The organism is Streptomyces sp. NBC_00443 (assembly GCF_036014175.1).
Taxonomy (GTDB): Bacteria; Actinomycetota; Actinomycetes; order Streptomycetales; family Streptomycetaceae; genus Streptomyces.
The window spans coordinates 6,877,857-6,901,731 of sequence record NZ_CP107917.1; the positions used below are offsets into that span (position 1 = coordinate 6,877,857).

General features: G+C 70.5%; 23 protein-coding genes and 1 pseudogene. 15 read left to right on the top strand and 9 right to left on the bottom strand.

Annotated elements, in window-relative coordinates; genetic code table 11:
* Position 1 precedes the first annotated feature (1 nt).
* A complete protein-coding gene (locus tag OHO27_RS31280; protein WP_328428311.1) occupies positions 2–1,144 on the top strand; it encodes a glycosyltransferase family 4 protein in 1,143 nt (380 codons plus the stop codon).
* A 77-nt stretch (positions 1,145–1,221) separates the two neighbouring features.
* On the opposite strand, the gene OHO27_RS31285 is transcribed toward OHO27_RS31280, so the two are convergent.
* On the bottom strand, positions 1,222–3,018 hold the full coding sequence (locus OHO27_RS31285) for an AMP-dependent synthetase/ligase (protein WP_328428312.1): 1,797 nt from the start codon (positions 3,016–3,018) through the stop codon (positions 1,222–1,224).
* A gap of 311 nt (positions 3,019–3,329) precedes the next feature.
* Between OHO27_RS31285 and OHO27_RS31290 the strand changes: the two genes are divergently transcribed.
* From OHO27_RS31290 to OHO27_RS31315, 6 genes and pseudogenes are all read left to right on the top strand, one after another.
* Positions 3,330–4,127, top strand: a complete 798-nt coding sequence (locus OHO27_RS31290) for a metallophosphoesterase family protein (protein WP_328428313.1) — start codon at positions 3,330–3,332, stop codon at positions 4,125–4,127.
* Positions 4,128–4,276: 149 nt separating this feature from the next.
* On the top strand, positions 4,277–4,717 hold the full coding sequence (locus OHO27_RS31295) for an SRPBCC family protein (protein ID WP_328428314.1): 441 nt from the start codon (positions 4,277–4,279) through the stop codon (positions 4,715–4,717).
* 129 nt (positions 4,718–4,846) lie between these two features.
* Positions 4,847–6,022, top strand: coding sequence for an ArsA family ATPase (locus OHO27_RS31300; RefSeq protein WP_328428315.1), 1,176 nt, complete (start codon positions 4,847–4,849; stop codon positions 6,020–6,022).
* Between the two features lie 57 nt (positions 6,023–6,079).
* Positions 6,080–6,574 (top strand): DUF5304 domain-containing protein, encoded by a 495-nt coding sequence (locus tag OHO27_RS31305; RefSeq protein WP_328428316.1) that lies wholly within the window; start codon positions 6,080–6,082, stop codon positions 6,572–6,574.
* A gap of 140 nt (positions 6,575–6,714) precedes the next feature.
* Positions 6,715–7,668 (top strand): ROK family glucokinase, encoded by a 954-nt coding sequence (locus tag OHO27_RS31310; protein WP_328428317.1) that lies wholly within the window; start codon positions 6,715–6,717, stop codon positions 7,666–7,668.
* Positions 7,669–7,807: 139 nt separating this feature from the next.
* A pseudogene (locus OHO27_RS31315) lies at positions 7,808–8,556 on the top strand (endonuclease/exonuclease/phosphatase family protein).
* A gap of 1 nt (position 8,557) precedes the next feature.
* On the opposite strand, the gene OHO27_RS31320 reads toward OHO27_RS31315, so the two are convergent.
* Together OHO27_RS31320 and OHO27_RS31325 are read right to left on the bottom strand one after the other, a co-directional pair.
* Positions 8,558–9,211 (bottom strand): hypothetical protein, encoded by a 654-nt coding sequence (locus OHO27_RS31320; protein WP_328428318.1) that lies wholly within the window; start codon positions 9,209–9,211, stop codon positions 8,558–8,560.
* A complete protein-coding gene (locus OHO27_RS31325; RefSeq protein WP_328428319.1) occupies positions 9,204–9,983 on the bottom strand; it encodes an alpha/beta hydrolase in 780 nt (259 codons plus the stop codon). Before OHO27_RS31325 ends, OHO27_RS31320 begins: the two co-directional genes overlap by 8 nt.
* 196 nt (positions 9,984–10,179) lie before the next feature.
* Here OHO27_RS31325 and OHO27_RS31330 point away from each other — a divergent pair, with 196 nt between their 5' ends.
* The 5 genes from OHO27_RS31330 (at position 10,180) to OHO27_RS31350 (ending at position 15,116) form a co-directional block, all read left to right on the top strand.
* Positions 10,180–10,911, top strand: a complete 732-nt coding sequence (locus OHO27_RS31330) for a lysophospholipid acyltransferase family protein (RefSeq protein WP_328430610.1) — start codon at positions 10,180–10,182, stop codon at positions 10,909–10,911.
* 32 nt (positions 10,912–10,943) lie between these two features.
* Positions 10,944–12,182 (top strand): MacS family sensor histidine kinase, encoded by a 1,239-nt coding sequence (macS, locus tag OHO27_RS31335; RefSeq protein ID WP_328428320.1) that lies wholly within the window; start codon positions 10,944–10,946, stop codon positions 12,180–12,182.
* Positions 12,179–12,880 (top strand): response regulator transcription factor, encoded by a 702-nt coding sequence (locus OHO27_RS31340; protein ID WP_328428321.1) that lies wholly within the window; start codon positions 12,179–12,181, stop codon positions 12,878–12,880. Before macS ends, OHO27_RS31340 begins: the two co-directional genes overlap by 4 nt.
* Before the next feature lie 148 nt (positions 12,881–13,028).
* Entirely contained in the window at positions 13,029–14,057 is a 1,029-nt protein-coding gene (locus OHO27_RS31345; RefSeq protein WP_328428322.1) for a 6-phosphofructokinase, read from the top strand.
* A gap of 63 nt (positions 14,058–14,120) precedes the next feature.
* The gene (locus OHO27_RS31350) at positions 14,121–15,116 is read left to right on the top strand and encodes a 2-hydroxyacid dehydrogenase (protein WP_328428323.1); all 996 of its coding nucleotides are present in this window, start codon (positions 14,121–14,123) and stop codon (positions 15,114–15,116) included.
* On the opposite strand, the gene OHO27_RS31355 is transcribed toward OHO27_RS31350, so the two are convergent.
* Together OHO27_RS31355 and OHO27_RS43230 are read right to left on the bottom strand one after the other, a co-directional pair.
* Positions 15,068–16,975 carry an anthranilate synthase family protein gene (locus OHO27_RS31355; protein ID WP_328428324.1) on the bottom strand — a complete coding sequence of 636 codons (1,908 nt, stop codon included), beginning with the start codon at positions 16,973–16,975 and terminating at the stop codon, positions 15,068–15,070. The genes OHO27_RS31350 and OHO27_RS31355 overlap by 49 nt on opposite strands.
* A gap of 119 nt (positions 16,976–17,094) precedes the next feature.
* Complete coding sequence (locus OHO27_RS43230; RefSeq protein WP_078516689.1) at positions 17,095–17,151, bottom strand: trp operon leader peptide; 57 nt, start codon at positions 17,149–17,151, stop codon at positions 17,095–17,097.
* A 103-nt stretch (positions 17,152–17,254) separates the two neighbouring features.
* On the opposite strand from OHO27_RS43230, the gene OHO27_RS31360 reads away from it, so the two are divergent.
* Positions 17,255–18,607 (top strand): class II 3-deoxy-7-phosphoheptulonate synthase, encoded by a 1,353-nt coding sequence (locus OHO27_RS31360; protein WP_328428325.1) that lies wholly within the window; start codon positions 17,255–17,257, stop codon positions 18,605–18,607.
* A gap of 143 nt (positions 18,608–18,750) precedes the next feature.
* Complete coding sequence (locus OHO27_RS31365; RefSeq protein ID WP_328430611.1) at positions 18,751–18,984, top strand: (2Fe-2S)-binding protein; 234 nt, start codon at positions 18,751–18,753, stop codon at positions 18,982–18,984.
* Here OHO27_RS31365 and bfr read toward each other — a convergent pair.
* Positions 18,981–19,457, bottom strand: coding sequence for a bacterioferritin (bfr, locus tag OHO27_RS31370; RefSeq protein WP_328428326.1), 477 nt, complete (start codon positions 19,455–19,457; stop codon positions 18,981–18,983). The two genes, OHO27_RS31365 and bfr, sit on opposite strands and share 4 nt — an antisense overlap.
* Before the next feature lie 176 nt (positions 19,458–19,633).
* Here bfr and OHO27_RS31375 point away from each other — a divergent pair, with 176 nt between their 5' ends.
* Positions 19,634–20,266 carry a sulfite oxidase-like oxidoreductase gene (locus OHO27_RS31375; protein WP_328428327.1) on the top strand — a complete coding sequence of 211 codons (633 nt, stop codon included), beginning with the start codon at positions 19,634–19,636 and terminating at the stop codon, positions 20,264–20,266.
* 24 nt (positions 20,267–20,290) lie between these two features.
* On the opposite strand, the gene OHO27_RS31380 is transcribed toward OHO27_RS31375, so the two are convergent.
* The 3 genes from OHO27_RS31380 to pknB all read right to left on the bottom strand — a co-directional run bounded on the left by OHO27_RS31380 (position 20,291) and on the right by pknB (position 23,793).
* On the bottom strand, positions 20,291–20,779 hold the full coding sequence (locus OHO27_RS31380; RefSeq protein WP_328428328.1) for a DUF4396 domain-containing protein: 489 nt from the start codon (positions 20,777–20,779) through the stop codon (positions 20,291–20,293).
* A gap of 93 nt (positions 20,780–20,872) precedes the next feature.
* Positions 20,873–21,775, bottom strand: a complete 903-nt coding sequence (locus tag OHO27_RS31385) for a deoxyribonuclease IV (RefSeq protein WP_328428329.1) — start codon at positions 21,773–21,775, stop codon at positions 20,873–20,875.
* Between the two features lie 74 nt (positions 21,776–21,849).
* Positions 21,850–23,793: a Stk1 family PASTA domain-containing Ser/Thr kinase gene (gene pknB, locus OHO27_RS31390; protein ID WP_328428330.1), complete on the bottom strand. Its 1,944-nt coding sequence runs from the start codon at positions 23,791–23,793 to the stop codon at positions 21,850–21,852.
* Between the last annotated feature and the right edge of the window lie 82 nt (positions 23,794–23,875).

Consider the following 23,875-nt stretch of genomic DNA (forward strand, 5'->3'; position numbering starts at 1 on the left):
CGTGCAAAAGACCCTGATCGTGACCAACGACTTCCCGCCCCGCCCCGGCGGCATCCAGGCGTTCCTGCACAACATGGCGCTACGGCTCGACCCGGAGCGGCTGGTCGTCTACGCCTCCACCTGGAAGCGCAGCCGCGAGGGCGTCGAGGCCACCGCCGCCTTCGACGCCGACCAGCCCTTCACGGTCGTACGGGACCGTACGACGATGCTGCTGCCCACGCCCGCGGCGACCCGGCGCGCGGTCGGGCTGCTGCGCGAGCACGGCTGCACGTCGGTGTGGTTCGGGGCGGCGGCGCCGCTCGGCCTGATGGCCCCGGCACTGCGCAGGGCCGGCGCCGAACGGCTGGTGGCCACGACCCACGGCCACGAGGCGGGCTGGGCCCAGCTGCCCGCGGCCCGGCAACTGCTGCGCCGGATCGGGGAGTCGACGGACACGATCACATACCTGGGCGAGTACACGCGCTCGCGGATCGCCACCGCGCTGACGCCGGACGCGGCCTCGCGGATGGTGCAGCTGCCGCCGGGGGTCGACGAGAAGACCTTCCATCCGGGGTCCGGCGGCGACGAGGTCCGCGCGCGGCTGGGGCTGACGGACCGGCCGGTGGTCGTGTGCGTGTCCCGGCTGGTGCGCCGCAAGGGGCAGGACACCCTGATCCTGGCCATGCCCCGCATCCTGGCCGCCGAGCCGGACGCCGTACTGCTGATCGTCGGGGGCGGCCCGTACGACAAGGACCTCCGCAAGCTGGCCCACGAGACGGGCGTCGCGGACTCCGTTCACTTCACCGGTCCCGTGCCGTGGTCCGAGCTGCCCGCCCACTACGGCGCCGGCGACGTCTTCGCCATGCCGTGCCGGACCCGCCGGGGCGGCCTCGACGTCGAGGGCCTCGGCATCGTCTACCTGGAGGCCTCGGCGACGGGCCTGCCGGTGGTCGCGGGCGACTCGGGCGGCGCACCGGACGCGGTCCTGGACGGCGAGACGGGCTGGGTGGTGCGAGGCGGCTCCCCGGAGGAGGCCGCCGACCGCATCAGCACACTCCTGGGCGACGCCGGACTGCGCCGACGGATGGGCGAGCGGGGCCGGGAGTGGGTCGAGGAGCGATGGCGCTGGGACCTGCTGGCGGAGAAGCTGCAAACGCTGCTGTAGCGCCGAACGGACGACGGCGCGGGTCCTCGTGGAGGACACCGCGCCATGAGCCGTCGTACCGCCTCGGAAAGAGGCGGCTACTTCTGGTAGATCGCCTCGATCTCGTCCGCGTAGTCCTTCGCCACGACGTTGCGCTTCAGCTTCAGCGACGGCGTCAGATGGCCCGAGTCCTCCGTGAACTGGGCGGGCAGAATGCGGAACTTCCGCACCGATTCCGCCTTCGACACCGCGGCGTTGCCGTCGTCGATCGCCGACTGGATCGCGGCCAGCAGGTCGGGGTCCTCGTGCAGCGACGTCGGGGTGGAACCCACCGGCTTGCCGTGGTCCGCGCACCAGCGGTCCAGGAACTCCTCGTCGATGGTGACCAGCGCGCCCACGAACGGCCGTCCGTCGCCGACCACCATGCACTCCGCGACCAGCGCGTGCGCGCGGATACGGTCCTCGATCACCGCCGGGGCGACGTTCTTGCCGCCGGCCGTGACGATGATCTCCTTCTTGCGGCCGGTGATCCGGAGGTAGCCGTCCTCGTCGAGGGTGCCGATGTCACCGGTGTGGAACCAGCCGTCGGCCAGCGCCTCCTCGGTCGCGCCCGGGTTGTTCCAGTACTCCTTGAACAGGTGCTCGCCGTGCAGCAGCACCTCCCCGTCGTCCGCGATCCGCACGACCGAGCCCGGCAGCGGCTGGCCGACCGTGCCGATCTTCTGCCGGTCCCAGGGGTTGAAGGCGGTGGCGGCGCAGGACTCGGTCAGGCCGTAGCCCTCCAGGACCGTGAAGCCGATGCCGCGGAAGAAGTGCCCGAGCCGCTCGCCCAGCGGGGCGCCGCCGGAGATGGCGTACTCGCCCCGGCCGCCGAGCACCGCGCGCAGCTTGCTGTAGACCAGCTTGTCGAAGACCTTGTGCTTGATCTTCAGGCCGACGGCCGGGCCGGACGGGGTGTCCAGCGCCTTGCTGTAGGCGATCGCCGTGTCCGCCGCCTTGTCGAAGATCTTGCCCTTGCCGTCCGCCTGGGCCTTGGCGCGCGCCGAGTTGTAGACCTTCTCGAAGACGCGCGGGACGCCCAGGATCAGCGTCGGCCGGAACGAGGCCAGCTCGTCGGTGAGGTTCTTGATGTCCGGGACGGTGCCCAGCTTGATCGGCGCCATCATCGGCGCGACCTGCACCAGCCGGCCGAAGACGTGCGCGAGCGGGAGGAAGAGCAGGACCGAGCACTCGCCGGTGCGGAACAGGGGCCGCAGGCGCTCGACGATGTTGCCGCACTCGGCGAAGAAGCTGCGGTGGGTGAGGACACAGCCCTTGGGGCGGCCCGTCGTGCCGGACGTGTACACGATCGTCGCCGCGTCGTCGGCCTTCGCCTGCGAGCTGCGCTCCTCGACCGTCGCGTCGCTGATGTCCTGCCCGAGCCTGCCCAGCTCGTCGACGCCACCGCCCTCGATCTGCCAGACGTGCTTGAGGGCGGGCAGGTGATCGCGCACCGACTCGACCGCGGCGGTGTGGCTGTCCAGCTCGACGACGCAGGCGGTGGCGCCCGAGTCGGAGAGGATCCACTGGATCTGCTCCGGCGAGCTGGTCTCGTACACCGGCACGGTGACCGCGCCCGCCGACCAGATCGCGAAGTCGAGCAGGGTCCACTCGTAGCGGGTACGGGACATCAGGCCCACGCGGTCGCCCGGCTGGACCCCGGCGGCAATGAGCCCCTTCGCGGCCGTGCGCACCTCGGCGAGGAACGCGGTGGCCGAGACGTCCTGCCAGGCACCGCCCACCTTGCGGGCGATGACGGCGACGTCCGGGTGCTGCGCGGCGTTTCTGCGGACGATGTCGGTCAGATTGCCGTCCGCAGGGACCTCGTACAAAGCCGGAAGGCTGAACTCGCGCAAGACTGCTGCTCCTCATAGGGCGCCGGCGCCACGACGTTGTGTGATGCGACGGTGCGGTCCAAGGCTCGGGCAGGTGCTCAGGGATTCACAAGTTGAAATCCTGAGCACGACTGGACCGACCGGACGTTACCCGCCGGTATGGCTTCTTCGACAGGGGGTCCCGACGAGATGTTCGCTGCGTCACACGATTGGTGCTTCACGGATGGGTGCTTCTGCGGCGCACATTAGTCGAGCCGTCTGACGACTGGCCAGTAACCATGGGTCCCGCCGCCACTGTTCACGTTTGCCGCACACGCCTACCCTTGATCGCCATGGCACCGACACCGACCGGAAACCGCCGGACCCGAGTTCACGTGGTCAGCGACGTCCACGGCAACGCCCGTGACCTGGCCAAAGCCGGCGAGGGCGCGGACGCCCTGATCTGCCTCGGCGACCTGGTGTTGTTCCTCGACTACGCCGACCACTCGCGCGGCATCTTCCCCGACCTGTTCGGCGCGCAGAACGCCGACCGCATCGTGGAGCTGCGCACCGAACGGCGCTTCGAGGAGGCCCGCGAGTTCGGGGCGCGGCTGTGGGCCGGGATCGGCTCGGACCGGGGGGCCGTGATCGAGAAGGCGGTGCGCAAGCAGTACGCCGAGATGTTCGCGGCGTTCCCGACGCCGACGTACGCCACGTACGGCAATGTCGACATGCCGCCCCTGTGGCCGGAGTACGCCGGGCCGGGCACGACGGTGCTGGACGGGGAGCGGGTGGAGATCGGGGGCTGGACCTTCGGGTTCGTGGGCGGGGGCCTGCGGACGCCGATGCGGACGCCCTACGAGGTCAGCGACGAGGAGTACGCCGCGAAGGTCGAGGCCGTGGGGGAGGTGGACGTGCTGTGCACGCACATTCCGCCGGAGGTCCCCGAATTGGTGTACGACACCGTGGCGCGGCGCTTCGAGCGGGGGAGCAGGGCGCTGCTGGAGGCGATTCGCCGTACGCGTCCCCGTTACTCCCTCTTCGGGCACGTCCATCAGCCACTGGTGCGGCGGATGCGGATCGGGGCGACGGAGTGCGTGAACGTGGGGCACTTCGCCGGGTCGGGGGAGCCGTGGGCACTGGAATGGTGAGTGGTCCGCCGGGATCCGGTCAGGATCGCAGGTATGGCAGGTATCGCAGGTGGGGGTGAAGTCGACTGTCGGGCGCGCGGTAGCCTTCACGCTGCGTACGCGTGCGCACCATCACTTCATACCGGCCCGCATCTGGAGGAGCCACGGCGATGGCGGAACACACCAGCTCGAGCATCACGATCGAGGCGGCACCGGCCGATGTCATGGGGGTGATCGCCGACTTCACCCGCTACCCGGACTGGACCGGTGAGGTGAAGGAGGCGGAGGTCCTCAAGACCGACGGCCAGGGCCGCGCCGAGCAGGTCCGGCTTGTCATGGACGCCGGGGCGATCAAGGACGACCAGGTGCTGGGGTACACCTGGACCGGTGCGAACGAGGTGTCCTGGACGCTGGTGAAGTCCCAGATGCTGCGGTCGCTGGACGGCTCGTACCTCCTGAAGCCGGCGGGTGCGGGGTCGACCGAGGTCACCTACCAGCTGACGGTGGACGTCAAGATCCCGATGCTGGGGATGATCAAGCGGAAGGCCGAGAAGGTCATCATCGACCGGGCGCTGGCGGGGCTGAAGAAGCGGGTGGAGTCGGGCAAGTAGGCCGCGGCCCCGTCCTCGGGCGCCGGACGGGCCGGATTGCCTGGACCGGCGTCACCTGGGTAGTCGGGGTGGTCAGGCCGGGCTGCGTCCAAGCGGCCTTCATCCCGACGTCGGTTACGGTTCACCCCCATGCGCACCATCCTGATCACGGGCCCCGGCGGCAGCGGTCGCACCACCGTCGCCGCCGCCACCGCGCTCGCCGCCGCCCGTGAGGGCACCCGCACCCTCGTTCTCGGCGGCGACCGCACCGACACCCTCGGTGCCGCTCTCGGCGTGCCGACCGGTGCGACTCCGACGCAGGTCAGCGAGACCCTCACGGCCTGGCGCCCCGACGCGGCGCTGAGTTTCCGGGAGGACCTCGCCGGCTTCCAGGAACGTGCCTCCACCGCCCTCGACCTCCTCGGCGCCTCCCGGCTGGACCCGGAAGAGGTCACCCCGCTCCCCGGTGCCGAGGAGCTCGCGCTGCTGCGGGCGCTGCGGGACGCCGCCCTCGCCGAGCGGCACGAGCTGCTCGTCGTGGACCTGCCCGCCACCCCGCAGGCCCTCGCCCTGCTCTCGCTCCCCGAGGAACTGCGCCGCTACCTGCGCCGGCTGATCCCGTCCGAACGGCAGGCGGCCCGCGCGCTGCGACCCGTCCTCGGGCGGCTGGCCGGAGTTCCGATGCCCGCGGAGTGGCTGTACGAGACCGCCGCCCGCTGGGACGTCGAGCTCGCCGCCGTGGAGGCCGTGGTCGACGACCGCGAGACCGTCGTACGGCTGGTGGCCGAACCCGGCCCGGCCGGCGCCGACGCCGTGCGCGCCGCCACCGTCGCCCTCGCCCTGCGCGGCCTGCGCCCCGACCTGCTGATCGCCAACCGCGTCCTGCCGGAGGCGGAGGCCACGGCGGGCAGCTGGCTCGACGGACCCGTCACCCAGCAGCGCAAGGTCCTGGAGGAATGGCAGCAGGACCATGACGTGCATGGCGTCGGCCACCTCGGACGGGATCCCCGGGGCGCCGACGACCTCGCCGCGCTCGCAGTGCCCGCCGTCAACACGACGGCGTCCACCGTGGAGTGGCCCGTGGTCGACCGGCTGGCCGAGGACGGCGTCCTCGTCTGGCACATCCCCCTGCCCGGCGCCGTACGCGACGAACTCGACCTTGTCCGACGCGGCGACGAACTCGTCCTCACCGCGGGACAGTTCCGGCGTATCGTGCCCCTTCCGTCCGCCCTGCGCCGGTGCGGAGTGGACGGGGCCGGGCTGCGCGACGGCGAACTGCGGATCCGGTTCGCGCCGGATCCGGATCTGTGGCCGAGGACCCGGTGAAGCAGGTACGCCCGTTCGGGTAACGTCGTAGAGACGAACCGTAGTCAGGAGTCCGTCATGAGCGAAGAGCTCCCCCCGTCAGACGCCGACGAGCACGAGGCGATCGACGAGGTACGGGCGACCGACGCCGACGCCTGGGCCACGGCGTGCGCCGAGGACCTCGCGGAGGAGAAGGCCCGCCGCCGCGCCCAGTACGGCACGCCCCCGGGCTCGGCCGCCGAGGAACTGCGCAAGCTCGTCGACGCCGTCGCGGACAAGCTCTCGACCCTCCAGTCCCCGCTGCTCGGCGCGGTCGCCGGACCCGCCGCCCAGCAGGTGGTCAAGCAGGTCGTGGAGCAGGCCAAGGCCGCCGTCGAGCCCGTCATCGAGCGCAACCCGGACGTCTTCGACCACCTGGCCGCGGCCGGCGGCGAGCTCCTCGCCGCCTACCGCTCCGCGGTCCAGGCCCAGGAACAGCGCTGGACCACCCGGGAGACGGGCGGGCACGACCTGGACGAGCGCCCCGACCGGGGCGACGAGCCCGGTCCCGGCGAGCGCATCGACCTGGACTGATTCCCCGGTCGCCGGACGAGTCGAGCCCCCGTGTCCAGGGGCTCGGCCGGCCCCGTCCGCCGGGCGGACGACGGGGACTGCGACGACAGGGGCTCGGGTACGGTTGGCCGTAGCGGGGCTCGACCGAAACTGAGGGATTCATGGGACTCACCATCGGCGTCGATATCGGCGGCACGAAGATCGCGGCCGGCGTGGTCGACGAGGAAGGCAACATCCTCTCGACCCACAAGGTGCCGACCCCGGGCACGCCCGAGGGCATCGTGGACGCCATCGCCTCCGCGGTGGAGGGCGCGCGCGCCGGGCACGAGATCGTCGGCGTGGGTATCGGTGCGGCCGGTTACGTCAATCGTCAGCGCTCCGAGGTCTACTTCGCCCCCAACATCGACTGGCGCAACGAGCCGCTCAAGGAGAAGGTCGAGGCCCGCGTCGGCCTCCCGGTCGTCGTGGAGAACGACGCCAACGCGGCCGCGTGGGGCGAGTACAAGTTCGGCGCCGGCAAGGGCCACCGCAACGTCATCTGCATCACCCTGGGCACCGGCCTCGGCGGCGGCATCATCATCGGCAACAAGCTGCGCCGCGGCCACTACGGCGTGGCCGCCGAGTTCGGCCACATCCGCATGGTCCCGGACGGCCTGCTCTGCGGCTGCGGCAGCCAGGGCTGCTGGGAGCAGTACGCCTCCGGCCGTGCCCTGGTCCGCTACGCCAAGCAGCGCGCCAACGCCACCCCCGAGAGCGCCGAGCTCCTGCTCGGCATGGGCGACGGCAGCCCCGAGGGCATCGAGGGCAAGCACATCTCCATGGCCGCCCGCCAGGGGGACCCGGTCGCCGTCGACTCCTACCGCGAGCTCGCCCGCTGGGCCGGCGCAGGCCTCGCCGACCTGGCGTCCCTGTTCGACCCGTCCGCCTTCATCGTCGGCGGCGGCCTCTCGGACGAGGGCGAACTGGTCCTCGACCCCATCCGCAAGTCCTACAAGCGCTGGCTCGTCGGCGGCAACTGGCGCCCGGTGGCGGACGTGATCGCCGCTCAGCTCGGCAACAAGGCGGGCCTGGTGGGCGCGGCGGACCTGGCCCGGGAGCCCGACCCGATCATGTAGGGGCCCGTGGGTCCCACTCCTCAGGGGCGCGGGGCGGGTATCACCATGCGGCTCCGCCGCGTGGGCGCGACCAGCCACACACGACTGGCACTCGCGCATCAGCCTCGCGCCCCGAGCCGTTGGGCGTAAATTGATCCACATGGCGCTGCTGCCCAACTCCCACACAGAGCCCGACGGTTCCGCCCTCATCCGCGTACTCAGCTACAACATCCGCTCGATGCGCGACGACACGGACGCCCTCGCCCGCGTCATCACCGCCTGCGCCCCCGACCTCGTCCTCATCCAGGAAGCCCCCCGCTTCTTCCGCTGGCGCAAGAAACTCTCCCGCCTGGCCCGCGCGGCGAACCTCGTCGTCCTCACGGGCGGCGCCACAGCCGCGGGCCCGGCGATCCTGTGCAGTCTGAGGGCCACCGTGGAGCGAACCGAGGACGTACTCCTCCCGCTCACCCCCGGACTGCACAGACGCGGCTTCGCCACGGCAGTGGTCCGCTTCGGCGGCGCCCGTCTCGGCGTGCTCTGCTGTCACCTCTCCCTGCAGAAGGACGAGCGGTACGAACAGGGCGGCATGCTCCTCGACCGGGTCGCCGGCATGGGCGTCGAGCACGCCGTCGCGGGCGGCGACCTGAACGAACGCCCAGGCGGCCGCACCTTCCGCCGCCTGGCCGACGGCCTCCAGGACTGCTGGGCCGCCGGCCCCTGGGGCAGTGAGTACACCTCGACCCCCTCGACCCCCACCAACGTATCGACGCGATCTTCGCGACCAAGGGCATCGAAGTGGCCGGATGCGGAGTTCCCATCGGCCATCCCGGGATCACGCAGACAGACCTGAGGGCGGCCACGGACCATCTTCCGGTCCTGGCCGCCCTCAGAGTCCCGGCAGCTCAGTAGGTCAGACGACCGCGCCCCGGCCCGGATCGTCGTCGTCCTCGTCGTCCGTCTTCATGCGCATCACCAGCGTGGCGAACCCGCCCAGGAACCCACCGATGCCCAGGGTGGCCAGCCACCACGTCATGTCCCAATTGAGCAGGACGGCGAGCAGCAGCAGGACCGGTCCGCCGATCACCGCGAGCCAGGCGAACTTCGCGGTCGGGTCGGCGGCAGGCAGGGGCGGCGGCTCCGGTGGGACGAAGTGGCCCTCGTCGGCGGCGTCGAAGTCCTCCTCGGCCGGCTCGGGCACGCTGTAGTCGCGTGGGCCGACGCCGGGGGCGAAGGAGATCGAGCTGCCGAGGGGCTTGGCGGGCTTGGCGGGCGTGTCCTCCTTGGGCTCGTCGGTCTGCTTGACCTTCGCGCCCTTGTCGCCCTGCCCGGCCTGCGGCTCCTCGTCCCTCCCGTCGCCCGTCCCGTCGTTGGTGTCGGACTCCAGCAGGGCCAGGTCCTCCACGGACTTGAAGGGCTTCGAGCCGGGCGGGTCCGTCGGCTCGTCGCCGTACCCGGCGACGATCGCGGCCCAGGCGGCGTCCTCGTCGAACGGGACGTGCTGCTCTTCCGGCTCGCGATCGTCGCGGTCCTCGCGCTTTTCGCGGTCGGAGTCGTGCTCAGCCACGTGCGGTCGTCCTTCCCTTGCCGACGCCGGTTGCGAGCCGGCTGATGAAGCCGAGGCTCTCCTCGAAGATCCGGTTCGCGTCATGGTCCAACGTCGCCACGTGATAACTCTGTTCCAGCACGACCTCCGTTACGTCCGTCGACGACACCCTGCTCAGGATCCGGGCCGAATCCGCGGGCGGCACGGTGTGGTCCTCGGCGCTGCGCAGCAGCAGCAGCGGCTGGGTGACCTGCGGCAGCTCGCCGTCGACCAGGCGGAAGAAGGTGCGCAGCGAGTGGGCCGCGTGCAGCGGCACCCGGTCGTACCCGATCTCGACGCCGCCCTCCTTGGCGATGTCACTGGCGATCCCCGGCGCCGTACGGACGAAGTGGCGGGACACCGGGAGGGTGTACGCGAACAGCCCGTGCACCTTGTTCGCCGGGTTGACGACCAGCACGCCGGCGACGTCCTCCCCGTGCTTCGCGGCCAGCCGCAGGGCCAGGGCGCCGCCCATGGACAGGCCGGCCACGAAGACCCGAGTGCAGTGCTCGCGCAGGCTGCGCAGCTCGCGGTCCACCTCGGCGTACCAGTCCTGCCAGCCGGTGAGCTGCATGTCCTCCCAGCGGGTGCCGTGCCCCGGCAGCAGCGGCATCGAGACGGTGAGTCCGTGCTCGGCGAGAGACTCCGCCCAGGGGCGCAGCGACTGGGGGGAACCGGTGAAGCCGTGGCAGAGCAGAACCCCGACCTCCCCGCCCGCACGGCGGTAGGGCTCGGCTCCAGGAAGGACCGGCACCTTACGGTCTCCTGTTCGTGAGTAAGGACGACATGGACGAGAGGAACCACAACGACCCACGCGGCGGAGCCGCAAGTCGATACATCCAGGTGTCCTTCACCGTACGCGACCGCACTGACACCGACCAGGGTCGTCGGAGTCATTGAGAGTGCTCCGGGTTAAGGTCTGAGCGACAGACACAGGAGGCACTCGGTTGTTGTACGGCGCGATGAAGGTGACCATCGGGGGACCGCTGAAGGTCGCCTTCAGGCCCTGGGTGGAAGGCCTGGTGAACATTCCCGCCGAGGGCCCCGCGATCCTCGCGAGCAATCACCTCTCCTTCTCGGACTCGTTCTTCCTGCCCGCGGTCCTCGACCGCAAGGTGACGTTCATCGCGAAGGCCGAGTACTTCACCACGCCGGGCGTCAAGGGCCGGCTGACCGCCGCGTTCTTCAAGGGCGTCGGCCAGCTGCCCGTGGACCGCTCCGGGGGGCGCGGGGCGGGCGAGGCGGCCATCAAGAGCGGCACCGACGTCCTTGAGCGCGGTGAGCTGTTCGGCATCTATCCCGAGGGCACGCGCTCGCCCGACGGGCGGCTCTACCGGGGCAAGCCGGGCGGCCTCGCGCGCGTGGCGCTCGCCAGCGGGGCCCCGGTCATCCCGGTCGCCATGATCGACACGGAGAAGATCCAGCCGCCCGGCAAGGTCATGCCCAAGCTCATGCGCCCCGGCATCCGGATCGGCAGGCCGCTGGACTTCGGCCGGTACCAGGGCATGGAGCACGACCGCTTCGTGCTCCGCGCGCTGACCGACGAGGTCATGTACGAGATCATGAAGCTCTCCGGCCAGGAGTATGTCGACATGTACGCGACCGCCGCCAAGCGGCAGATCGCGGAGGCGGCGAAGGCCGAGAAGGAACAGGCGCGGAAGAAGAAGGAACTGTCCGAATAGAGTCGGCCGCACAGAGCCGAGGGGTGGGGGGCATGGCCAAGCGCGAGCGGGTCATGAGGATGTCGGTCGAGCAGCCGCTGTGGCGTGCGCTCACCGGATACCGGGTGCTGACCCTGGTGTACGCGATCGGGCTCTTCGTCAGCGCGTACGACGAGGTCGCCCGACCCTGGGTGGCCATCGCCTACTTCGCCGTCCTGACCGTCTGGACGCTGGCCACCCTGCCCCGCGTCGCGAACGCCGCGAGCTGCACCAGGCGCTTCCTCGCGGTGGACCTCACCATCGCCCTGGCCGGCATTCTGCTCACCCGGCTCGCCGAGTCACCCGAGCGGATCGACGCCGGGGCCCCGACCCTGCCGTCGATATGGACGGCGGGCGCCGTGCTGGCGTTCGCCATCAAGGGCGGCTGGCGCTGGGCCGCCTTCGCCTCCACGCTGGTCGCCGCGGCCAACCTGGTCCACCGTTCCGGCGTACCGACCCGCGACACCGTCCACATGGTGCTGCTCGTCTGGATCGCGTCCATCGCCATCGGCTACGTCGTCGAGGTCGCCCGGGCCTCCGAGCGCACCCTGGCCCGGGCCCTGGAGATCGAGGCTGCGACGCGGGAGCGGGAGCGGCTCGCCCGGGACATCCACGACAGCGTGCTTCAGGTGCTGGCGATGGTCCAGCGGCGCGGTGCCGTCATCGGCGGCGAGGCGGCCGAGCTGGGCCGGATGGCGGGCGAGCAGGAGGTCGCGCTGCGCACGCTGGTCTCGGGCGGCCTGGTGCCCGTGTCGCGGGTGTCGGAGGACGCCGCCGAGGGGGCGGTCGTACGGGCGGTCGAGGAGCCGGACGACTCCACCGGTCTCACCGGTCCGGTCGATCTCCGGGTGCTGCTCGCCCCGTACGCCGGCGCCAGGGTCAGTTTCGCCGAGCCGGGCGCGCCCGTGTCCCTGGCTCCGGCCGCGGCACGGGAGTTGACCGCGGCCGTCGGGGCCGCCCTGGACAACGTCCGCCGGCACGCGGGGGAGGGCGCGCGTGCGTGGATCCTCGTCGAGGACGAGCCCGACGAGGTGATCGTCACCGTCCGGGACGACGGCCCCGGCATCCCCGAGGGCCGGCTCTCCCAGGCCGAAGGTGAGGGGCGGCTCGGCGTCGCCCTGTCGATCCGGGGCCGGCTGCGGGACCTCGGCGGCACCGCCGAGCTGATCTCGGTGCCGGGGCAGGGCACCGAAGTGGAACTGAAAGTACCGAAGGACAGCAGCGCTTCACGGGGGAAGGCGGAGCAGCGATGACGGACACCGCGAGCGGACCGGACGCACAGCAGGACACGATCAGGGTCATGGTGGTCGACGACCACCCCATGTGGCGCGACGCGGTGGCCCGGGACCTGGCCGAGTCCGGCTTCGACGTGGTCGCCACCGCCGGCGACGGCGACCAGGCCGTACGCCGCGCCAAGGCCGCCGCCCCCGACGTCCTGGTGCTCGACCTCAACCTGCCCGCCAAGCCCGGCGTCCAGGTCTGCAAGGAACTCGTCGGCCACAACCCGGCGCTGCGCGTCCTCGTCCTGTCCGCGAGCGGCGAGCACGCCGACGTCCTGGAAGCCGTGAAGTCCGGCGCGACCGGGTATCTGCTGAAGTCCGCGTCCACGGAGGAGTTGCTGGACGCGGTGCGCCGGACCGCAGTCGGCGACCCGGTGTTCACGCCGGGCCTGGCCGGGCTGGTCCTCGGCGAGTACCGGCGCCTCGCCTCGGAGCCGGTGCCTGCCGCGCCCGACGCCGACCAGCCGGGGGCACCGCAGCTCACCGAGCGCGAGACCGAGGTGCTGCGGCTCGTGGCCAAGGGCCTGAGCTACAAGCAGATCGCCGAACGCCTGGTCATCTCCCACCGCACGGTCCAGAACCACGTCCAGAACACCCTCGGCAAGCTCCAGTTGCACAACCGGGTGGAGCTGGTCCGATACGCGATCGAGCGCGGCCTCGACGACGAGTGATCCGGCGATCCGCTGACCCGATGAACGAACCGGTGCGTAAACCAACCGCCTGACACTTCACCGGAATTGCCCTTCCCGCCCATCCCTGTGTGACCTGTATCACCATTAGCGTGGCCTCATCAGGCAACCGCGGCGAAGGGATATTTCCATGCGGGTCGGAGTACTGACCGGAGGCGGCGACTGCCCCGGTCTCAACGCCGTCATCCGGGCCGTCGTCCGCAAGGGCGTACAGGAGTACGGCTACGACTTCGTCGGCTTCCGGGACGGCTGGCGAGGTCCGCTCGAGAACGACACCGTCCGTCTCGACATCCCCGCCGTACGCGGCATTTTGCCCCGCGGCGGCACCATCCTCGGCTCCTCGCGCACCAATCCGCTGAAGCAGGAGGACGGCATCCGCCGTATCAAGGAGAACCTCGCCAAGCAGGAGGTCGAGGCGCTCATCGTCATCGGCGGCGAGGACACCCTGGGCGTCGCGACCCAGCTGTCCGACGAGTACGGCGTGCCCTGTGTCGGCGTGCCGAAGACGATCGACAACGACCTGTCCGCCACCGACTACACCTTCGGTTTCGACACCGCGGTCGGCATCGCCACGGAGGCGATCGACCGGCTGCACACCACCGCCGAGTCCCACATGCGCGTCCTCGTCTGCGAGGTGATGGGCCGTCACGCCGGCTGGATCGCCATCCACTCCGGGCTGGCCGGCGGGGCCAACGTCATCCTCATCCCCGAGCAGCGCTTCGACGTCGACAAGGTCTGCGCCTGGATCACCTCGCGCTTCAAGGCGTCGTACGCCCCGATCGTGGTCGTCGCCGAGGGCGCGATGCCGAAGGACGGCGACGTGGTGCTGAAGGACCAGTCGCTGGACTCCTTCGGGCACGTCCGGCTGTCCGGCGTCGGCGAGTGGCTGGCCAAGGAGATCGAGCGGCGGACGGGCAAGGAGGCCCGTACGACGGTCCTCGGGCACATCCAGCGCGGCGGCACCCCCAGCGCCTTCGACCGCTGGCTGGCCACCCGGTTCGGGCTGCACGCCATCGAGGCGGTCCGCGACGGCGACTTCGGCAAGATGGTCGCCCTGCGCGGCACCGACATCGTCCGCGTCCCGATCGCGGACGCCACGGCCAAGCTGAAGACGGTGGATCCGAAGCTGTACGAAGAGGTCGGCGTCTTCTTCGGCTGACCGGCCTTCGCGTGGGGTTGTGGGCCGTATATTCGGCCCATAACCCCATGAAAGGGAGCCGTCGTGGAGATCATGGCCTTCGGTGTGCAGGCCGACGAGAAGCCCCTGATCGAGCAGGCCTTCCGGGGCCACCACGAGGTCCGCTGCCTGGATGTCTTCCTCAACGGGGACACCGCCCCCATCGCCACCGGCCACGAGGTCGTCTGCACCAGCGTCAACTGCGACCTCGGCGACCGCGTCCTGGGGACCCTCGCGGCCGGCGGCACCCGGATGGTCGCCCAGCGCTCCACCGGCTTCAACAACATCGACCTCAAGGTCGCCGAGCGTCTCGGCATCACGGTCGCGCGGGTCTCGTACTACTCGCCCCACGCCGTGGCCGAGTTCGCCTGGACGCTCGCCATGGCGGTCAACCGCCGTATCGTCCGCGCCTCCACGCGCACGCGTGACTTCGACTTCCGCCTCGACGGCCTGATGGGCCGAGACATGCACGGCCGCACCGCCGGTGTCCTCGGCACCGGAAAGATCGGCGAGGTGTTCACGCGGATCGCCCACGGCTTCGGCATGAAGCTCCTCGGCTGGGACGTCGCCGAGAGCCCCACCTGCATGCAGCTCGGCATGCGCTACGTCTCCAAGGACCAGCTCCTCGCCGAGTCCGACCTGGTCAGCCTGCACGTCCCGCTGATGCCGGAGACCCGGCACCTGATCGACGCCGACGCCCTGAAGGCGATGAAGGACGACGCGATCCTGGTCAACTCCAGCCGCGGCGGCCTCATCGACACCGCGGCCCTCGTCGCCGAACTGCGCGAGGGCCGCTTCACGGGCGTCGGCCTGGATGTGTACGAGGCGGAGGCCGGGCTGTTCTTCCTCGACAAGTCCCTCCAGGCGATCGAGGACGACACCCTGGCCCGCCTCGTCACCTTCCCGAACGTCCTGGTCACCTCCCACCAGGCGTACTACACCGAGGACGCCGTCGGCCAGATCGTCGAGACCACGCTGAAGAACGTCCTCGACTACACCGCGGGCCGCCGCTCCGAGAACGTGCTGGTCCCGCGCAGCTGACCCACCAGCTCCAACACGATCACGGCGCCGTTCAGCGTCAGGACCGACTCGGGGTGGAACTGCACACCCGCGAATGCATTCATCGGCGCGCCTCCGGCCCGGCCCGGCCCGCGCACCGCATGCACCTCCCCGTTGCCGGCCCGGCTGACCTCGACGCCGTGCGCGGCGAGCTCCTGGAGGGACTCGTCGTCGCAGCGCGCCACAAAACTGTTGTAGAAACCGACCGTCTCCGGCCGCCCGAACAGCTCGATCGCCGTCTGCGCGCCCTGGTACGGCACTTCCTTGCGTACGATCTCCAGCCCCAGCCCGGCCGCGATCAGCTCGTGCCCGAGACAGACGCCGAGCACACCGTGCCGGTGCTTGCGGAGGACCTCGGCGGTCAGCTCCCGCAGGAACCGCATCTTCGGGTCGGCGAGATCCGAGGGGTCCCCGGGGCCGGGGCCGAGCACGACCGGTCCCTCGTGCGCGAGCACAGCCTCCCGCAGACCGGGCTCGTCGTAGCGCCGCACGGTCACCCCCAGGCCGCTCGACCGCAGCACGTGGGCGAGCATCGCCGTGAAGGTGTCCTCCCCGTCGACGACCAGGGCGTGTCCGCTCAGCTCGGCGGACGGCTCCTGCATCCGCAGCCAGAAGGGCGCGAGCGACGCCCGGCGCCCGTCGAGCGCGGCACGCACGAGCGGGTCGTCCGCGAGGCGGGGCCGTACGGACTCCTCGCGTGGTCTTCCCGGCCGTACGCCCAGGGCCGCGAGCACCCCCGCCGCCTTCGCGTGGGTCTCCGCGACCTCGCCCGCCGGGTCCGACCCCCGCACGAGCGTGGCGCCGACCGGCACCCGCAGCCGTCCGGCCGCGTCGATGTCGGCGGTGCGGATCAGGATGGGGGAGTCGAGGGTCTGGGCGCCGCCGGAGTCCTGGCCGAGCAGGGCCAGCGCACCGGCGTAGTACCCGCGCCCGCCGACCTCGTGCCGCTCGATGACCCGGCAGGCGTTCTGCACGGGCGAGCCGGTGACGGTGGCCGCGAACATGGTCTCCTTGAGGACCTTGCGCACGTCCAGCGAGGACTTCCCGCGCAGCTCGTACTCGGTGTGCGCGAGGTGAGCCATCTCCTTCAGCCGGGGCCCGACGACCACGCCGCCCATGTCGCCGACCGTGCACATCATCTTGAGCTCCTCGTCGACGACCATCGACAGCTCTTCGATCTCCTTGCCGTCGGCGAGGAAGTCCAGCAGATGCCCCGGCGTCGGCCCCTCGGCGGGATAGCGGTACGTCCCGCTGATCGGGTTCATGATCACGGTCCCGCCGGACATCCGCACGTGCACCTCAGGGCTCGCCCCGACCAGCGTCCGCTCCCCGGTGTGCACGACGAACGTCCAGTACGCGCCGCGCTCGCCCTCCAGCAGTCTGCGGAAGAGGCTCAGGGCATCGGCGCGTCCGAACCCCGGGATCTCCCCCTCGTACGTCCGCCGGATCACGAAGTTCGCGCCCTCGCCCTGCCCGATCTCCTCACGCAGCACCCGCCCGACGATCTCGCCGTACTCCTCGTCGCCCACGTCGAAGCCGCCGCCCTCGACCCGCACGTCGTGCGCCGGGAGCTGCGCCAGGGCGTCGGCGAGCGGGATCTCGTAGGTCTCCTCGGGGATCATTACCGCCAGCGGCGTGCCGTCGTCACGGACGTCGAAGCCGCGCTCGCGGATCTGCCGGAAGGGGACCAGCGCCAGGCCCTCGCTCGGAAGGTCGGCCAGCCGGTCGCAGGTGCTGACCGGGCCGATCATGACCTCGACGGTCTCGTGATCGTGGCCCGGGGTGCGGCGGCGCAGCAGGGCGAACGGGCGGGGGTCGTCCGGCAAGCCGAGCAGGTTCATGGGTCCGTGCTCCTTCTCCGTGGATCAGTGGATCTGTGGATTCGGTGGAGAGGGAACGACCCGGAAAACGCCGAAGGCCGCCCCTCGGGCGGCCTTCGCGAAGTCTGTCGTACGCGCAGTCAGCGGGCCGCCGGATGAGCGGTCCACCACCAGTTCTGGGTCGAGTGCGCGAACATGCCAGGCACCTTATCCCATGTCCGGTGTCCGAGTCGTGTACCCCGTGTCTCAATTGCTGGGCATGGGGCAGGACGCCCGACCCGACCCCGTAATGTTGAGGTCGTGACCGTGAACGCTAAGACCAGCGCGAGCGCTGGCAACACCTGGCGAAACCTGCCCGCGGCGCAGCAGCCCGAGTACCCCGACACCGAGGCTCTGCGCGCAGTCGTTGCGGAGCTGGAGTCGTATCCGCCGCTCGTCTTCGCGGGCGAGTGCGACCAGCTGCGCGCCCGGATGGCGGCCGTCGCCAAGGGAGAGGCGTTCCTCCTCCAGGGAGGCGACTGCGCCGAGGCCTTCGACGCGGTGTCCGCCGACCAGATCCGCAACAAGCTCAAGACCCTGCTCCAGATGGGCGCCGTGCTGACGTACGCCGCGTCCGTCCCCGTGGTGAAGGTCGGCCGCATCGCCGGCCAGTACTCCAAGCCGCGCTCCAAGGGCACCGAGACCCGTGACGGCGTGACCCTGCCGACGTACCGCGGCGACTCGGTCAACGGCTTCGACTTCAACGAGGCCGCCCGCGTCCCGGACCCCGAGCGCCTGAAGCGGATGTACCACGCGTCCGCCTCCACGCTCAACCTGGTGCGCGCCTTCACCACCGGCGGTTACGCCGACCTGCGCCAGGTGCATGCCTGGAACCAGGACTTCGTGAAGTCGTCCCCGTCCGGCCAGCGCTACGAGCAGCTCGCCCGCGAGATCGACCAGGCGCTGAACTTCATGCACGCCTGCGGGGCCGACCCGGAGGAGTTCAAGACGGTCGAGTTCTACTCCTCGCACGAGGCGCTGCTGCTCGACTACGAGTCCGCGCTCACCCGCGTCGACTCGCGCACCGGGCAGCTGTACGACGTCTCCGCGCACATGGTGTGGGTCGGTGAGCGCACCCGGCAGCTGGACCACGCGCACATCGAGTTCGCCTCGAAGATCCGCAACCCGATCGGCATCAAGCTCGGCCCCACCACGACGGCCGAGGAGGCGCTGCAGTACATCGAGCGCCTGGACCCCGAGCGTGAGCCGGGCCGGCTGACCTTCATCGTCCGGATGGGCGCCGACAAGGTCCGCGACAAGCTCCCCGAGCTGGTCGAGAAGGTCACCGCCTCGGGCGCCACCGTGGCCTGGGTGACCGACCCGATGCACGGCAACACCTTCGAGGCGGCCTCCGGTCACAAGACCCGCCGCTTCGACGACGTGCTCGACGAGGTCAAGGGCTTCTTCGAGGTCCACAAGGCCCTCGGCACCCACCCGGGCGGCATCCACGTGGAGCTCACCGGCGACGACGTCACCGAGTGCGTGGGCGGCGGCGACGAGATCTTCGTCGACGACCTGCACCAGCGCTACGAGACGGCCTGTGACCCGCGGCTCAACCGCAGCCAGTCGCTTGACCTGGCCTTCCTCGTCGCCGAGATGTACAGGGACCAGTAGCCGGTTCGGTTGTTACATGCAAAGGGGTGGGGCGCGGATCACATACGATCCGCGCCCCACCCCACTTTTACGGCTCCTGTGTGACGGGTAAGGTTAGGTTAGCCTCACCGATCAAGGGGATGGCACTTCGATCCCGCCGGGAGGTGAACCGCGTGTACGTCTGCAGTTGCTTCGGCATCACCGAGCAGCAGGTCAAGAAGCACGCGGAGGGCGGTGCCTGCACCCCCCGCCAGATAGCTTCGGCCTGCAAGGCCGGTACGGACTGCGGGTCATGTGTACGCAGTATCCAGGCGCTCCTGGGCAGGGGTGCCTGCCCGCGCCGGGAGCTGGCCGACCGGGGCGAGCCCCTGCTCTCCGATCTTGAGGACGCGGCCTAGCTCGGCTGCTCGATCTGCTGCGCGATGTAGAGCGCCTCGCCGAGCTTCTCGATGAGTTCCAGCTGGGTGTCCAGGTAGTCGATGTGGTGCTCCTCGTCCTCGAGGATCGACTCGAAGATGTTCGCGGACGTGATGTCACCCTTGGTGCGCATCACCTCGATGCCGCGCTTGAGGCGGTCGATCGCCTCGACCTCGACCTGGCGGTCGGCCTGGAACATCTCGGTGACCGTCTGGCCCACCCGCACGTGGAAAAGCCGCTGGTAGTTGGGAAGGCCGTCCAGCATGAGGATGCGCTCGGTGAGCTTGTCCGCGTGCTTCATCTCATCGATGGACTCTTCACGCGTGTACTTGGCGAGCTTGGTCCAGCCTTTGTTGTCCTGGATCCGGTAGTGCAGCCAGTACTGGTTGATCGCCGTGAGCTCGCCGGTCAGCTGCTCGTTGAGGAATTCGAGGACCTCGGGGTCGCCCTGCATCGCAGAGGCTCCTTCCACGCGTGGTAACTGGCGGGTTGCGCCGCATGATTCCACCGCTGACGAAGATCGTCCAGTAAGTCTTCACTTAGTAAGTAAGTGCATGCTTAGTCCAGTTTGTGGTGGATTGTGGAGGGGTGTGGTCGGGTGCACTGCCCCCCGTCTGTCAGGATGGAGTCATGGGTCAGCCGGCAGAGCGCGAAGGTGGAGCAGCAGCACACGCCGAGCTTCCGCCGGGACAGCGAGTGCAGCGCGGCTGGCCGGTCACGCACTACGGCCCGGTCCCCAAGTTCCGGCCCGAGCGCTGGGAGTTCAGGGTGTTCGGGGCCACGGCCGACGGCGAGAAGCACTGCTGGACCCATGAGGAGTTCACGGCTCTGCCGTACAAGACCGTCGTCGCCGATCTGCACTGCGTCACGAAGTTCAGCATGCTCGGCGCGGAGTGGGGCGGCATTCCGGCCCGGACGATCCTGGAGATCGCCCCGCCGGCACCGGCCGTCACGCATGTGATGGTGTGGGCCGAGTACGGCTTCAGCTCCAACCTCCGCCTCGCCGACTTCGCCTCCGATCTCGCGATCTTCGCGACCCACAAGGACGGCGAACTGCTCACGGCGGAGCACGGATTCCCCCTCCGTCTGGTCGTCCCTCATCTGTACGCCTGGAAGGGGCCCAAGTGGGTCCGGGGTGTGGAGTACATGACCGCCGACCGGCGCGGGTTCTGGGAGGAGCGCGGTTACCACAACCTCGGGGACCCGTGGAAGGAACAGCGGTACTCGTACCAGGAGGAGCCCGGGGACGGGCCTGAGCTGTGACCTTCGGTGGCCTTGACGGGGTCCTCAGTGGTGGTACCGGTGCACCACCGCATGTCCCTTGCCGCGGCCGATCATCCATTTGTTGACCGGGGTCGTCAGGACGAAGGCGACGGTCAGCGCGATCGCCAGCACCCACCAGAACAGAGGGTCGGAGAGCTCGGCGTCCATGGCGCCCGGCCACAGCACGATCACGCCGTTGTCGACCAGCTCCATCACTGCGATCGACAGGGTGTCCGCGGCCAGCGCCACCTTGAGCGCGGCACTCAGGTCGACGCCCGCCTTCAGTACCCCGCGCAGGGTGAGCGCGTAGCCGAAGAAGAAGGCCAGGGTGATCGCCAGCACCAGGGTCGGCACGTTGGCCCAGCCGAGCGCGGTGCCGATCACCATGCCCAGCACCTCGCCGATGGCGCAGCCGGTGAGGCAGTGCAGGGTGGCCCGGACGGCCATCGCCCAGCCGCTGGTCGCGGCCACCTCGGGGTGGTGCGCGTGTGAGGCGTGCGCTTCGTGCTGCATGAGTGCCCCCAATGCCAGGTCACGGTTCCTGCGCCGAGCAAGAACCATATACCCCCTAGGGGTATTCATAACCCCCTGAGTGACCTGTCGAGGTCACGCGTCCCGGAGCTTCTTCAGCCGTTCCACGTCCGCCGCGTGCCCTTCCTTCCCGCCCGGTGTCTCGATGATCAGCGGTACGCCCTCGGTGGCGGGGTGCGTCATCAGCGCCCGGAACGGGTCCTCGCCGATGTGACCTGCGCCGATGTTCTCGTGCCGGTCCTTGTGGGCGCCGACGACGTCCTTGGAGTCGTTGGCGTGGATCAGCTTCAGGCGGCCCTCGCCGACGGTGTCCACCAGCAGGTCGAGTGTCTGGTGCATGCCGGACGGGCCGGTCAGGTCATGGCCGGCGGCGAAGATGTGGCAGGTGTCCAGGCACACGCCCAGCTTCGGATGGGCGTCCAGCGCCTCGAAGTACGGCCCGAAGTCCCAGGTCCGCGAACAGAGCGAGGAGCCCTGCCCGGCGGTGGACTCCAGCAGCAGGAACGGGTCGTCGTCGTGGGGCAGCTCGTCCAGGAGCGGCAGCAGGTGCTCGCGTACCTGCTTGAGCGCCACGGTCCGCTCCCGACCGCCGGTCGCGCTGCCCGTGTGCACGACCACGCCCAGCGCCCCGATCTCCCGCCCGCGCCGCAGGGAATGCCGCAGTGACTCCACCGACTTCTCGACCGTGGCCTCGGTGTGCGAGCCGAAGTTGATCAGATACGGCGCGTGCACATACGCCGGGATCGACTCGGCCTCGCACACCGCGCGGAACTCCTCGTCCTGCCGCGGATTCCCGGCCGGCGTGGCCCAGCCGCGCGGGTTGGCGACGAAGACCTGGACCGTCTCGGCCCTGAGGTCGTGGGCGTAGGTGAGCCCGACCGAACGGAGGCCCCCGGCCACGGGGACGTGGCCGCCGACGGGGTTGCGGGACGGGGCGGCGGGGGCGGGTTCCGGGGCGGCGGACTGCTGGATCTTCACCCGTTCAGGGTGTCATGCGCCCGGAGGGGTCCCGTGCGGGGACCCCGCCACTGACCGCCCGCTGGAGCGCCCCGTCACCGGATGGTGATCGTGATCGTCGACCCCTTCGGTGCCGTCTCCCCGCCTTCCACGGACTGCTTCTTGACCGTGTCGCCGAACAGGCCGAGCAGGCCGCGGTCCTCGTCGACCTGGAAGCCGGCGGACTCCAGCGCGGTCGTGGCGTCGTCGACGCTGTCGCCGACCACGTCCGGGACCTCGATCATCTCGGGGCCCTTGGACAGCGTCAGCGTCACCGTGTCGCCCTCGGCGGCCTGCTTGCCCTCCACCGGCGATTGCTGGGCGACCTGGCCCGCGTCGAACTCGGAGTTGACCCGCGCGGCGGCGACCTTCACCTTCAGACCGGCCTCCGCCAGATCGGCCTTCGCGTCGGCGAGGCTCCCGCCGGTGACGTCCGGGATGTCGACCGGGGCGCCCTTGCTGACGGTGAGCGCGACCGCTGAGCCGGAGCGGACCTTGGTGCCGTTGCCGGGCTCCGAGGAGATCACGAAGCCCCTGGGGACGTCGTCGTTGAACTCCCGGATCATCCTGCCCGGTTCGAGGCCGCCGTCCTTGAGCACGGTCCGTGCCTTGTCCAGCTTGTAGCCCTGGAGGTCGGGCACGTTCACCGTCTGCGGTCCCAGTGACATGACCAGGTTCACGGAGTCGTTGTGCCGGATGCGGGCGCCCGTGTCCGGGTCCGTGCTGATGACGGTGCCGCGCTTGACGGTGTCGCTGAACGCGCGCTCGACCTTGCCGGCCTCGAGCCCGGAGTCCTTCAGCCGGTCCCGGGCCTGCGCCTCGGTCTTGGACAGCAGCGGCGGGACCTTGGTGAACTGGCCGGAGTTGATGTACCAGATGCCGGCACCGAGGCCGAGGGCCAGCAGTACGGCGGCGACGATGACGAGCGGCCCGCGCGGAGCGCGCGACGTCCGTGACCGGCGCCGGGGCGGCAGGGGTGGCGGCGACTCCAGCCGGCTGGTCCGGTTGAAGACGGCCTCGCGCTCCGGCTCGTCCTCGTTCACGGGCAGCGGACGCTGGATGTGCAGCGCGCGCGGGATCACGCTCGTACGGTCGTCGGCGTTGCTGTGCGCCGCCGTGAGCGCCTGCGGCGGCACCGCGTCCAGCTGCTCCGCGCTCAGCGCGGCGCGCGTGTCCCGGGCCCGTGCGAGCAGCGCCACGGCGTCGTACGGGCGGATGTCCGGGGTGCGCGCGGTGGCCGACGCGACCAGCTCGTCGAGCTCGTACGCCAGGCCCGGCACGACCGCCGAGGGCGGCGGGACGTCCTCGTGCAGGTGCTTGTAGAGCACCACGGCGGGGGAGTCCCCGTCGTGCGGCTTGTCGCCGGTGAGCATTTCGTAGAGCACGACACCGCACGCGTACACGTCGACGCGGGCGTCGGCGGCGCCGGGCTGCTCTATCTGCTCGGGGGCGAGATAGGAGACGGTGCCGAGCACGGCGCCCGTGGTGCTGGTCACGGTGTCGACGGATCGTACGAGCCCGAAGTCGGCGACCTTGACCCGGCCGTCGTCCCCTATGAGCACGTTCTCCGGCTTCATGTCCCGGTGCACGAACCCGGCGCGGTGCGCGGCGCCGAGCGCGGCGAGCACCGGTTCCAGGATGTCGAGGGCGGCCCGGGGCTGGAGCGCCCCGCGCTCGCGCAGTACGTCGCGCAGGGTGCAGCCCGCGACGTACTCCATGGCGAGATAGACGTACGACCCGTCGGTGCCCTGGTCGAAGACCTGCACCACGTTCGGGTGGGCCAACCGGGCGACGGACTTCGCCTCCCGGATGAACCGGTCGACGAACACCCCGTCGACCGCCAGGGCGGGATGCATCACCTTGAGCGCGAGCACGCGGTCGAGGCGGGTGTCCACGGCCCGGTAGACCGTGGCCATCCCGCCGACCGCGATCCTCGCGTCCACGCGATACCGGCCGTCGAGCACCTGCCCGACCAGAGGGTCTTGAAGGGTCGTATCCACGCAGGTGAGTGTACGAGCCGACACTGACACGCCTCCCGGTTCGGCCGGGATCGGGGCGGGACTGAAGCCGTCCTGTGACGGA